Source organism: Corynebacterium sp. HMSC055A01, from assembly GCF_001809405.1.
Classification (GTDB): domain Bacteria; phylum Actinomycetota; class Actinomycetes; order Mycobacteriales; family Mycobacteriaceae; genus Corynebacterium; species Corynebacterium hesseae.
Genome location: NZ_KV797592.1, coordinates 13979 through 26190 on the forward strand (window position 1 = coordinate 13979; position 12212 = coordinate 26190).

The 12212-nt window shown below is 58.0% G+C and carries 11 protein-coding genes; 2 read left to right on the plus strand and 9 right to left on the minus strand.

Annotation, left to right across the window (positions count from 1 at the left end):
- Positions 1–49: 49 nt before the first annotated feature.
- Positions 50–2971 carry an FAD-binding and (Fe-S)-binding domain-containing protein gene (locus HMPREF2604_RS10210; RefSeq protein WP_070565277.1) on the minus strand — a complete coding sequence of 974 codons (2922 nt, stop codon included), beginning with the start codon at positions 2969–2971 and terminating at the stop codon, positions 50–52.
- A 109-nt stretch (positions 2972–3080) separates the two neighbouring features.
- On the opposite strand from HMPREF2604_RS10210, the gene HMPREF2604_RS10215 reads away from it, so the two are divergent.
- Positions 3081–4058 (plus strand): bile acid:sodium symporter family protein, encoded by a 978-nt coding sequence (locus HMPREF2604_RS10215; protein WP_070565279.1) that lies wholly within the window; start codon positions 3081–3083, stop codon positions 4056–4058.
- Between the two features lie 338 nt (positions 4059–4396).
- Here the strand turns inward: HMPREF2604_RS10215 and HMPREF2604_RS10220 are convergent, their stop codons facing one another.
- From HMPREF2604_RS10220 to HMPREF2604_RS10230, 4 genes are all read right to left on the minus strand, one after another.
- Positions 4397–5767, minus strand: a complete 1371-nt coding sequence (locus tag HMPREF2604_RS10220; RefSeq protein ID WP_070520459.1) for an MFS transporter — start codon at positions 5765–5767, stop codon at positions 4397–4399.
- Between the two features lie 601 nt (positions 5768–6368).
- Positions 6369–6533, minus strand: a complete 165-nt coding sequence (locus HMPREF2604_RS14130; protein WP_168163001.1) for a hypothetical protein — start codon at positions 6531–6533, stop codon at positions 6369–6371.
- Between the two features lie 15 nt (positions 6534–6548).
- Positions 6549–7247, minus strand: a complete 699-nt coding sequence (locus HMPREF2604_RS10225) for a YceI family protein (RefSeq protein WP_070565281.1) — start codon at positions 7245–7247, stop codon at positions 6549–6551.
- A gap of 3 nt (positions 7248–7250) precedes the next feature.
- On the minus strand, positions 7251–7610 hold the full coding sequence (locus HMPREF2604_RS10230; protein ID WP_070533068.1) for a hypothetical protein: 360 nt from the start codon (positions 7608–7610) through the stop codon (positions 7251–7253).
- 135 nt (positions 7611–7745) lie between these two features.
- Between HMPREF2604_RS10230 and HMPREF2604_RS10235 the strand changes: the two genes are divergently transcribed.
- Positions 7746–8129, plus strand: coding sequence for an RNA polymerase-binding protein RbpA (locus HMPREF2604_RS10235; protein ID WP_010186588.1), 384 nt, complete (start codon positions 7746–7748; stop codon positions 8127–8129).
- 103 nt (positions 8130–8232) lie between these two features.
- On the opposite strand, the gene musI is transcribed toward HMPREF2604_RS10235, so the two are convergent.
- From musI to HMPREF2604_RS10255, 4 genes are all read right to left on the minus strand, one after another.
- On the minus strand, positions 8233–8874 hold the full coding sequence (gene musI, locus HMPREF2604_RS10240) for an ABC transport system MusEFGK2I component MusI (protein ID WP_070520465.1): 642 nt from the start codon (positions 8872–8874) through the stop codon (positions 8233–8235).
- Between the two features lie 26 nt (positions 8875–8900).
- The gene (locus HMPREF2604_RS10245; protein WP_070520468.1) at positions 8901–9815 is read right to left on the minus strand and encodes a carbohydrate ABC transporter permease; all 915 of its coding nucleotides are present in this window, start codon (positions 9813–9815) and stop codon (positions 8901–8903) included.
- 3 nt (positions 9816–9818) lie between these two features.
- The gene (locus HMPREF2604_RS10250) at positions 9819–10664 is read right to left on the minus strand and encodes a carbohydrate ABC transporter permease (protein ID WP_070520471.1); all 846 of its coding nucleotides are present in this window, start codon (positions 10662–10664) and stop codon (positions 9819–9821) included.
- A gap of 172 nt (positions 10665–10836) precedes the next feature.
- Entirely contained in the window at positions 10837–12168 is a 1332-nt protein-coding gene (locus HMPREF2604_RS10255; RefSeq protein WP_070520595.1) for an ABC transporter substrate-binding protein, read from the minus strand.
- Between the last annotated feature and the right edge of the window lie 44 nt (positions 12169–12212).

The following is a 12212-nucleotide window of genomic DNA, read 5'->3' on the forward strand; positions in this document are numbered from 1 at the left end:
ACGTGCCGGTGGCAGGACTCCCATGAGGGGTGCCGCCACCGGCATGGTGCTATGGAGTGACGACCGGTCGAGACGCGCGCTCAAGGAGCACCGCGATTGAGTCATAGGTCTTGCCCGCAATCATTTCTAGACCCATCTCGCAGGTGCGGTTATCAGAGACGTACGTGTCGAAGTGTTCGGCGTCGAGAGAAGCGCGCTCCTCGCGGGTAGCGGACTCAACAAGCTCCGGGTGAAGCATGACGCGGTCGCCAGCGGAGCCACAGCACTGTGCCCCCTCAGGGATCTGGGCGTCTCCGCAGAGGTTGGCCAAGTCAAGGAGGTCCTGGCTAATCCCCATGTGATCTGTCGAGCACGTCGGGTGGACGGCGATGCTGCCCATGCTCTTCACGATTGGCAGGTGTGGTGCAATTTCATCACGCAACCACTCCACGACATCGAGGATTTTTAAGTCCTCCCAGAGCTCGCGGTCGGCGGGGGAGAGCACCTCCGGAACCGAGTCGAGCAGCCCGTGGGTGCAGCTTGCCGCGTCAACCACGATGGGCAGGCGGCCGTGCTCCGACCAGTGCCAGAGATCGCGAACTATCTTTTGAGCTTGATATTCAAATCCCTCTTTGTAGCCCTTGGATGACCACGGGGTGCCGCAGCAATCGCCCGCGACATCTTCGGGGATCCACACTGGCTGGCCAGCCCGGCGACCAAGCTCCACAATGGCGCGCGGGAGGTCTACCGAATCCTTAGCTGCCCCAGCAGGACGGCCGAAGATGCGATTGATGCAGGCCGGGAAGTAAAGTGCACCAGCACCCTCGCGCGGAGTTTCCGGCAGACGCGATGCGGCCTTCGGAAGCGGGCCTGGGACGGTCGGCAGCAAGTCGGGGGCCACCACGTTACGCGCCATGTTGGCCCCCAGTTCCAGAGGCTTGTGAGGAACCTTGTTGGCGGAGACGATGCCAGCGCGGGCGAGCTTTTCCACCAGCTCCCAGCGCTGTGCCGTCGTGAGCGCCACCTTTTCGCGGGCGGGGGTTGCCTGCTGAGAGCGTAGCTTCTTCATGACGGCACCGGTATCGATGCTGATCGGGCAGGGGATAGAACACGTGCCGTCGGCCGCGCACATGTCGACGGCGTCGTACTGATACTCCTTCTGCAGCTGCGCCAAGACCTCCGAGCCTTCTTCCTGCCGAGCCATCTCGCGGCGCAAGACGATGCGCTGGCGTGGGGTCACCGTGGCGTGGCGGGAGGGGCAGACAGGCTCGCAGAAGCCGCACTCCACGCAGGGGTTGATCTCACTTTCGACCTTGGGGAAGGACTTGAAGTTGCGCAGGTGAATGGTCTGGTCGCGCGTGAGCTTTACGTTCGGTGCGAGGATGCCCTTGGGATCGATCATGTTCTTGACTTCCCAGAAGAGCTCGAAGGCCTCCGTGCCCCACTCGTGCTCCAGGAAGGGCGCCATGTTGACGCCAGTGCCGTGCTCGGCCTTCATCGAGCCTTGGTACTTATCAATGACCAGCTCAGCCAAATCATCCAAGAACGCGGCATAAGACTCGCGCTCCTCCTCAACGTCGAAGCGCGGGGTGAAGAAGAAGTGCAGGTTGCCAAAGGCAGCGTGCCCCATGACGGATTCCGGGTAGCCGTACTTGGCCTGCAAGTCCAACAGGTCCGCTGCAGCCTCGCCGACCTGGGAGGGTGGGAAGCAGACATCCTCGGTGATATAAGCCGTGCCATTCGGGCGATCCGCACCCAGCAGCCCGTAGAGGCCGTTGCGTAGCTCCCACGCGCCGCGCATACCTTCTGCGGTGGTGAGGAATTCGAGGGGGCGCAGTAGTGGGGCGTCGGCAAGCACGGCGCGCAGGCGATCCATGGCTTTGTCTAGGTCTGCCTCGTCGCTGCCGCCGACCTCCACGAGGAGTGCTGCGGCATCGTCATCGAGGTTGCGCCAGGATTCCGGGGCGTGGGAGTAGTGCTCGGCCGAGCGGCGCATCACCGGGGCAACTAGGAGCTCGCAGGCCTCCGCGCCGGTCTCCATGATGGGGTGCACGTAGTTGGCGGCATCGCGAAGGTTGGGTAGCTCGACCCATGTCGTGGCCTTCACGCGCGGTAGCTTCACCGTGCGGATGACGGATTCGGTAATAGCACCGAAGATGCCCTCGGAGCCGATGAGGAGGCGCTTGAGGATGTGCACGGGCTCGTCCTCGTCGAGGAAAGCATCGATACGCAGGCCGTTGGTGTTGCGAATGGAGAACTTGGTGCGCAGGAACTCCACCATCTCGGTGTTGGCGCGTAGTTTGTCGCGGAAGGCCAGCAGATCGGCGTGGAGCTTTGGCTCCTGCTTGCGGAAGGCCTCGTCCCCACGAGACGTATCTACGATGGTGCCGGATGGTAAGACGAAGATGAGCTCTTCGATGCTGTGGTAGCTATCGCGTTCCAAGGAACAGCGCATGCCGCCGGAGTTATCGGCCAGCACGCCACCGATGGTGCACACGGACGTGGAACCCGGGTCCGGCCCCAGCATGAAGCCATGGCGGGAAAGTACGGCCTGGGCATCGCCCAAGATGACGCCGGGGCGGGACCACAGCTTGCGGCCTTCCTCGCGTACTTCCATGCCGCCGAAGTGGGTTTTGACATCGACGAGGATGTCGTCGCCCATAGCTTGGCCGTTGAGCGAGGTTCCTGCAGCGCGGAAGGTCATGTGGCGATCGTGGCTATCGCAATACTTCATCAAGGCAGACAGGTCCGCCGCGTTGCGTGGAGAGACCACGATGTTGGGGATGGAGCGGTAGGGGCCGGCATCGGAGGAGAAGCGCACGAGGTCGCTGAGACGTCCATGCACGTTTTCTGCGCCGACGATGGCTTCCATGTCCGCGAGGAGTTCGGCGGGGGAGCCGTTCTTGAAGCGTGCGGGGACGGCGTCGGCCTGGCTTGTGGTGCCGGCTGGACGTGAGAAACGAGAGGAATCGGGGCTTAGTAGCTTGGACATGTTTCTAATCTATCGCTTGATAGTAAATATGGGTCAAACCGGGTACGTGAGGTTCATCATATGAGATACTCAATTCATCTAGTGAGACACCTTCTGGAAAGGAAACACCGTGACGAACCCACGCACAGAGGGGGAGACCGGCGAGAAATTCGCCGTGTATATCTTCCCCATCGTCATCATTGCCTGCGCTTTTGTCGCTTTCATGAGCCCCAACACCTTTGAACCGATAGGGCAGTACACCTCGCAATTGCTGATGGTCATCATGTTCTCGATGGGTCTGACCTTGACCATTCCGGACCTGGCGCTCGTGGCGAAGCGTCCGTTGCCCATCTTCTTGGGTGTTATCTGCCAATTTGCCATCATGCCGACCAGCGCCGTACTCGTGGCAAAACTGCTGGGGCTTTCCGACGCCGCCACCGTCGGCCTCATCCTCCTCGGCTCTGTCCCCGGCGGTACCGCATCCAACGTCATGGCTTACCTAGCCAAGGGTGATGTGGCACTGTCAGTGGCGATGACCTCGGTATCGACCCTCGTCTCACCGATTATGACGCCTTTGCTCATGCTGTGGCTGGCGGGGGAGACCGCTGAGGTCGACGGCGCCGGCATGATGTGGTCGCTGGTTCAGACAGTGCTCATTCCTGTAGGACTCGGGCTTCTCTTGCGCGTTATCGCCAGCAAGGCAGTGGACAAGGTCCTGCCGGCGTTTCCGTGGGTAGCTATTGCCGGCATCGGAGGCGTGGTCATGGCTGTGGTTTCAAAATCACAGGACAAGCTCGTCACCGTTGGCCTGGTCGTCTTCGCAGGTGTGGCCATTCAGAACCTCATCGGCTTCCTTTTTGGCTATTACTCGGCGAAGCTTGCCCGTCAACGCGAGGCGGCGGCGCGTACTACGGCAATCGAAGTGGCAACGCAGAACTCCGGATTGGCTTCGGCCTTGGCGCTGCAGTTCTTTACCCCGGAGGCGGCGCTGCCGGGTGTCGTGGCCGCGGTGTGGGCCAATGTCACCGGAGCGATTTTCGCCGCCATCGTGCGCCGCAAGCCCATTGTCAACGAACTCCAGACCGAGCGAGCAACTGTTGCTGCGTAGTTAGCAGGCGCCTCTGTCACAAAGCAGCATCTCATGGGCGGCTAGCAACTACTGTGCTAGCCGCCCTTTCCATTTGTCCAGACCTGAAAGTGCAGGAACGCTGGTCGTCGCCAAGCACTGCCCGGATGCTTAGCGACGGCCACCTGCAGGTATGCACTTTCTAGTCTGCGCTTTTGGAAGCAGCGGCAGAGTGCTCCCACGATTGGATCCCCCAATCGGTGTCTTTCGGGACGGCGCTGCCGGGGCCAAGCCGCCGACGGAACCGAAACCAAAATCTCCCCGACCTTTGGTGTGAAACACCAGAAGAAGTCGGGGAGAAGCATGTGTCTTAAGACCGGCTAAACCTGCGAGAGGTCATGGTCCTTCAGCTCCTGCATCATGATGATTGCGATGAGAGAGATGAAGCAGACGATGATGAGATAGTATCCAACAAAATTCACGTTATAGGAGCTGACCAGCCACGTTGCGATGAAAGGTGCTACTGCAGCACCGAGGATGGATGAGACGTTGTACGCGATGCCGGAACCGGTGTAGCGCACGTTGGTGGGGAAGAGCTCTGGAAGGACAGCGGACATAGGGCCGAAGATGAGTCCCATGATGAACATGCCGACGACGAGGAATCCGAGGACCGAGTTTCGGTCAGCGTTGTCGATGCCGAGGAAGAAGGGGAAGCTAAAGCCGAAGGCAATCATGATGAGTGAGGTTACGGTCAAGATTGGCTTGCGCCCGTACTTATCCGAAAGCATCGAAGATACGGGGATGCCGATCATGAACATGAAGATGGAGATTAGCTGAATCTCGAGGAATTCCAGGTAAGGGATTCCCAGGCCCAGCTCCTTGGTCTTATCACCAATGCCGTAGGAGAGAATCCAGGTGGTGACCAGGTAGAACAACGTGTAGCAGGAGACCATGACGAAGGTGCCGATGATCATTGGCTTCCAGGCGATGCGGAATGCTTCAGCCATAGGTGTTTTGACCTTCTTGCCTTCGTCAACGGCCTGCCGGAAGACAGGAGTTTCTTCCAAGCGCAGGCGGACATAGAGGCCGATGAGAACCATGACCGCAGACGCGAGGAAGGGGAGGCGCCAGCCCCATTCCATGAAGGTGCCGGTGGTGTCACCGCGTGAGTAATCCATGGTGGCAACCAAGGTTAGGAAAAAGCCGTTAGCTAAGAAGAAGCCGAAAGGTGCGCCAAATTGTGGCCACATGGCAGCAGAAGCGCGCTTACCTTCCTCAGCGGTTTCGGAGGCCAACAGTGCTGCGCCGGACCATTCGCCACCCAAGCCTAAGCCTTGGCAGAAACGCATCAGAGCCAGCAAGGCCGGGGCGATGATACCTGCGGTCTGGTACGTGGGCAGGATACCGATGATGAAGGTGGCGATGCCCATTGTCAGGAGCGCACCGACGAGCGTGGCTTTGCGGCCGACGCGATCGCCGAAGTGTCCGAAGAGCAATGACCCCAGCGGCCTCGCGATGAAGGCCAAGCCGAAGGTGGCGAAGGACTGGAGCAGGGCGACGGTGGGATCCTCGGTCTTCGGGAAAAAGAGAAAAGGAAAGACGGCTACGGCTGCCGTGGCATAAATATAGAAGTCGTAGAACTCGATGGTCGTGCCAATGGTCGAAGCCACGGCAATACGAACACGATCACGTTTGGTGAGTTGCTGTGTTGTGCCCGCTGGCTTTGGCAGCGTGGTGTTGACGGCGGTCATGTGAGAGGCGCCCTCCTTGAAAATTTCAATAGCTTGATTGGTTATGGAGGAAACACTACCGTCTCACCGGGTGAAATGAAAGTCTCATTGAGTGAAAAAGTTAAAGCGAGTGACTAGCGGTTGAAAGCTGGGGAGCGGAAGCGTGGTTAGAATGACATAATGTACATTATCGGACAAACACTTATGAACTGGGTGGGGTCTTTCCTTCAGGGCTGCCCGGTTCCGAGTTTGTTCCTTGACTGTGCTGTCTCGACTCACTCATGGACGCTCATGGTTTCACCCTGGTCGCAGCGCGTGCTGTTGGCGGCTGGCTGGCGATTGGTTTCTGGGCTGCGTGTCGTATCGGCGTTGCCGATTCTGTGTTGGGAAATCCTTCGTGGCTGCAAGGTTCCTTTGCTTGCTACCTTCCGGATGCCCCTTTTTGCGCGCCACTCCTTGTTTTGTGGATAAGGTCTCGTGCGCGGGGTTGCTATAGTTGGCGGCCGCTTACCTTCATCTGCGCCTCCCTGTTGGCTGCTTAGTGGGCGGCCCCCAAATTGCCATTAAATAGTCACAGTTACGTAATTGGGGTATACTTCTGTGCATGCGTCAAGCGTCAGTTTTAGCGCTGACGGTAGGCGATCACCAGCTGCACGATGGTAAGAGCTACGAGTACCGCCGAGAAGGCAGCGAGGAGCTTCATCTCCTGCAACCAAATAAAGATGCCAAACCCTACGAGCACGACGAGCCGTACCCACAGGATTGGAATGAGGCGTTGGGAATTCATGAAGAACAGTGAATCTTACTTCTCAAAGGTGACGCGGACGTTGATCTCGCCAGTTTCGGAGATCCGCGCGGCGATCATTTCAGGAGTCTCAATGCCGAAATCGAGGCGGTTAATCGGGATGTCGCCACCCAAGATGATGGTGTCGCCATCGCGGACCACCTGAAAATCCTGGCTAACGCTCTTGGTCTGGCCGTGGATGGTGAGATCGCCTGTGAGTGGGATGGTGACTACTGAGCCGTCGTCAGGCACGGCGGAGACGTCTGCGGGCTCGGTCAATGTGAAGGTAGACTCTGGATACTTTGTGACCTCAAAGAGCTTTGTCTTCATGTTCTGGTCGCGCACCTTCTTGTCCGTGGTCAGGCTCGCCATGTCCACGGCGATGTGCGCCTTCTCAACGGTGCCGTCCTTGATGGTGGCCTGGCCGGTGACATGCTTGGTTGAGCCGGATGTCGTGCGCTTATCGGCTGGGAGGATCTCATCGATAGTAAAACCTGCCGAGGTGTGGTTATATGCCGTACCTTGCGCCACGTGCCATTCGCCATCGACGTTGGTAGTAGCGGCCTGGACCTTATCCGCATTGATGGGCTCGGTTTTGACACCGCGGCCCATGATCAAAGAAAACACGAGTGGTCCTAGGGCCAGCGCTGTCGAGGCCACAATCAGGATCACGAAGATACTAACGATCAGTTTGCGGTTGCCTAATAGGGATTTCATGTACTATCTCAATTCCTCAAGCTTTCGAGCCAGTGCGACCAGTTCAGCACACAGCTGTTCCATCTCTTCAGCGCTGGCGCTTTCCGACGCTGCCGTAGCAACATCCTCAGCGCAACACCGCAGCTCAAAGAGGCCGTCGCGGAGACGATCAGCCTTCTCTGGAGTTAGGATGACGGCATCCGCAGGAATGGGCGTTCCAACCACGTTGTGGCGCTGCTCGTAGGCTCGCTGCTTGCAGGATGGCGAGCAGAACTTGCGTGGCCTACCCCGGCCGCCCTGCGCGATTTCCTTGCCACACCACTGGCAGGTTGCCGGGCTGCGCCTTGGCGGCGTGTCGGGCTGCGGATCCTGTGTACCAATCACCTCAATCACCTTAGCCCATTAACCCGAGGGTGGGAACAAAGGCAAGGGGCCATTCGTTATAATGATAGATCTTTGGGTGATATAGGTCGACCCTGATCCCTTTCCTACCTCAACACTTGAAAAGGATGATGTTGCATGGCAGATCGCGTACTCCGTGGCAGCCGCATGGGCGCAGTGAGCTACGAAACCGACCGCGACCACGACTTGGCCCCGCGCCAGATGGTGAAGTACCGCACCGAAGACGGCGACATCTACGAGGTGCCCTTCGCTGACGATGCGGAGATTCCCGAGGAGTGGATGTGCAAGAACGGTAAGCTCGGCACTCTGGTTGAGGGCGAAGGCGTAGAGTCCAAGCCCGTGAAGCCGCCGCGGACCCACTGGGACATGCTGCGTGAGCGTCGCTCCATTGAGGAGCTGGATGAACTCTTGACGGAGCGCATTGAGAATCTGCGTTCGCGACGTCGCGCGGCGGCACGCCTCCTCAAGGAGCAGAAGGCGCAGGAAGAAGGAGAGGCCTAGCAGCCTTTGCGCGCCGCATAGAATTCTCAAGGGTAGTGAATCCACGAAGAAGTGGATACCACTACCCTATTTTTCGTTTTGGGGCCGGCTTGCCCGCAGCGCCTTATGCGGCGCTGCCATCGGGTGAATCGGAATTGAGTTCGGGCCATTGTAGCGCCAACTCAGCGAGATAGACTGCGAGGGCCGGACCGAGCACAACGAGAAAGAACAGGTAGCCTCCCCACTGCGCAGGGAAAAAGAGTGGGTACAGTACCAGCAGTGCCCAAGGGCACACTGCTAAAAGCGTACGCGGAAGGTGCGCTACCGCCTTCATCATGGCCGTTGTGCACCGTTGACTAAACCTCAACCCTGGCGCATCGAGGTGGAAGAACCACACACTAATGCAGCTTATGACAATGAGGCCTGAGACCAGCGCAGCGCGAAGCACTACGCCCATCGTCCCGAGCTCAGCCTTTGCGATAATGGCGAATTCATAGGCGGCCAAGGCGCCTACGGCGAGGTAAATGAGCCACCATGTAGTGTTTACCCCGGGACGCGTCAAAAGGCCCCGAACGAAGGCCGAGCCGCGGCGGGAACCTTCTTCGCGAACCATCTGACCAGTCACCGCGTGAGCGGTGCGTAGGGACATTCCCCCAGTGAATACGGGAAAGCACGTGATAACCAGGAGAACGTTAACGATGACGAGGTCAGCGAAGAGGCTCAGAGCAGCATAGAACTTCGATTCGGGGCCCAGCATGCGGTTCATGGTTTTCTAACCTACCGCACTGCGGATTAGCCCTTGACAGCGCCGGCAGCAACACCTTCGATGATGTGCTTCTGCGTGGAGAAGTAGAAGATGACGATAGGAATAATGGCCAGAACCAGCATCGCCATCATGGCGCCCATATCGCGGTTACCGTTGGAGCCAACGAAGGACTGGATGACTACCGGGATGGTCTTGTAGCGGGTGGAAAGGCCGATGACCAGGTACGGCAGCAGGTAGTCGTTCCATACCCACATGGCATTGAGAATGGCCACGGTAATGGCAGTCGGCTTAAGCATAGGCCACACCACGCGGAAGTAGTTCTGGAGCGGGCCGCAGCCGTCGATCATCGCGGCTTCCTCGACGTCCAAGGGGATGGACTTCACGAATCCGGCAAACATGAACACCGATAGACCGGAACCGAAACCGAGGTAGAGCACCACGATGCCGATCGGGTTGTTGAGGTGAAGCATGTCTGCAATCTTGACCGTCGGGAACATGACCATCTGGAAGGGGATAATCATGGACACCACGAAGAGGTAGTACAGAAGGTTCGTCCACCAGGTCTTAACGCGCGTGATGTAGTAGGCGGTCATCGCGGAGAAAAACACGATGACAATCACGGAGAGAATCGTAATGACGAAGGACCACAAGGTCGCTTCAAGGAAGCCCTGCTTGGTCAAGCCCACCATGAAGTTCTCGAAACCGACCCAGGTTTCACCGATGGGTAGGGAGAAAGGATCGGATGAGATAGCGAACTTGGACTTAAAGGAGTTGATGAAGATGAAGAGAATCGGGCCAAGGAACACGATGGTAAAGAACACCAGGATGGCGTAGACAATGAACTTGGCGCCGCCGGACATCCTGGTCTGGTTGTCCGTGGGAAGCTGGTGTTCCTTCTTCTTCGGGGCCGGTGCGGCCTGCGCTGAAGTACTGGTAGTCATGACTTAAGCCTCGATTTCCTTGGAGCGGGTCGCGCGCAACTGGAAGTACGCGATGACGACCACGACGACGACGAAGATGACGGCCTTGGCCTGCCCCACGCCCTCGACGTTCATACGGTTGAACAGCGTATTGACGATGTTAAGGGCGACCATCTCAGTTTGTCCGCCAGGTGCACCGTTGGTCAGTGCAAGGTTTTGGTCGAAGAGTTTGAAGGAATTCGACAAGGTCAGGAAGAGACAAATGGTGATTGACGGCATGACCATCGGAATGGTGACGTGGCGCAGCATTTCCCACTTGTTGACACCATCGAGCTCAGCGGCCTCGAGAAGCTCCGGCGGGACGTTTTGTAGACCGGCGATGTAGATAATCATCATGTAGCCGATCAGCTGCCAGTTCAGCAGCATGATGAGGCCGGCGTAACCGAATTTCCAGTCCGCGCTAATAGTCGTGGAATAGTGCGAAAGCACGGCGTTGATCATGGTCTGCCAGGTATAGCCCAGGACGATGCCGCCGATGAGGTTCGGCATGAAAAAGACCGTGCGGAAGAAATTTGTTCCGCGAAGCTTGCGGGTCAGCATCCACGCCAAGAGGAAGGCGAAGACGTTGACGGTGATCACGGAGACGATGACCACGAGGACGGTGAAACCGAAGGCTGAGATGAATCCTTCGCGTTGGGAGAAAGCTTTGACGTAGTTGTCGATGCCAACCCACTTGGCGTTAGTGATGGTGGTGAATTTCGTAAAGGAGAGGAAGAAACCCACGATAAACGGCACCAAGAAGGCAATCATGAATGCCAGAAGGGTGGGCAAGACAAAGACTGGGAAGTATTTCTTCAGCGTTGCTTGCATGGTGGTGAAACCTTAAATTCAGGTGGTGCCACGCGTTTCCCAAAGGATGGCGGCGAGGAGAGGGGGGCTGAGGGCGTGGAACAAACTGACGAGTACGTGCCATGCCTCTCACCTACTCCCCTCCCCGCCCTCCGTTTGGGAAGGCGGATGGCGAGGGGATGGGACTAAAGGTTTAGCCCCAGTTGGATTCCTTTTCAGCAGCCCAGTTGTCCTTGAACTGCTTGACGACGTCATCCCACTTCAGGGTGCCGGAGGCATACTGAGACAGGGCTTGGCCGAAGTCATCCTTGAACTGCTGTGACGGGAAGTACTGGAAGTTCCACGGGTAGGTGGTGAGGTCTTCGTTGTCGATAGCTTCCGCGACCTGCTTTGCCAGCGGGTCATTCGGAGTGTCTTCTGCGGAGTAGTTCTTGAACGGGGCAATGAAGCCAAGGTCCTTAACCACGTGCTCCTTGCCGGCATCGGAGGTGAAGAGCCAGTCCACGAAGTCCTTGGTAGCCTTCTGGTCTGCCTCGGAAGCCTCCGAGTTCACACCCAAGTAGTTTTCGGTACCGACGTTGATGCCGTGCTTCTCCTCATCCGGCAGGCCCATGTACATCGGCAGGAACTTGATCTTGTCTTCCTTGACTACGTTGCCGGAGGTCTCGGAAATCTGGGACCATGCCCAGTTACCGTTTTGGACCATGGCGGCCTTGCCCTGAGCGAACTCAGCCATGGAGTCAGAGACCGTCTTAGACGGGGCAAGAGACTTCTCGACGGTGGAGTTGTCCAGGTAGAGATCGAAGAGGTTCTTGTACTCCTTGTTATAGGAGAAGTCGATTTCGTTGGTGTCCTCGACGCCCTTGTCTTGGTACTCCTGCCAAATCGGAGCGTTGGCCAGGTGTGTCTGCCAGCGCCAGTCCTCGCCGGAGGTCAGTGAGGTGGAGGCAAAGGCGCCCTCAATGCCGAGCTCGTCCTTCTTCGCCTGCATGTCCTCGGCGACTTCCTTGAGCTTCTGGTAGCTCTTGATCTCATCGGTGGACTTGATCTTTGCCCCGGAGGTGGCGATGTACTTGTCGAAGATCTCGTCGTTGTAGATGATGCCGAAGCCCTCGACAGCGAACGGGACGCCGCGTACCTCTCCATCTTCAGTGGTCAGTGGCGGGATGTCATCGGTGAGCTGCTTAGCTACCTCGGTATCCGACATGTCTGCCATGTAGTCTTGCCAGGTGATGAAACCAGCCGGGCCGTTGACCTGGAAGAGGGTCGGTGCTTCATCTTTGCCGATCTCAGCCTTGAGGGTCTGCTCATAGGAGCCGGAGGCTGCGGTGACGACCTTGACCTTGACGCCGGTCTCTTCGGTGTAAGCCTTTGCGATCTCCTGGTAAGCGGCATCCTGTTCTGGCTTGAAGTTCAGGAAGTAGACATCGCCTTCGTCGTCAGTAGAGCCTGAGCAGGCGACGAGACTTGCGGCGGCCAGCATGGAAGCCATGCTGATGGATGCGATGCGAGTAAGACGCTTCATGTGGTCCTCATCTTTCTTGATGAAAAGCGGGATGTTGAGCCGTA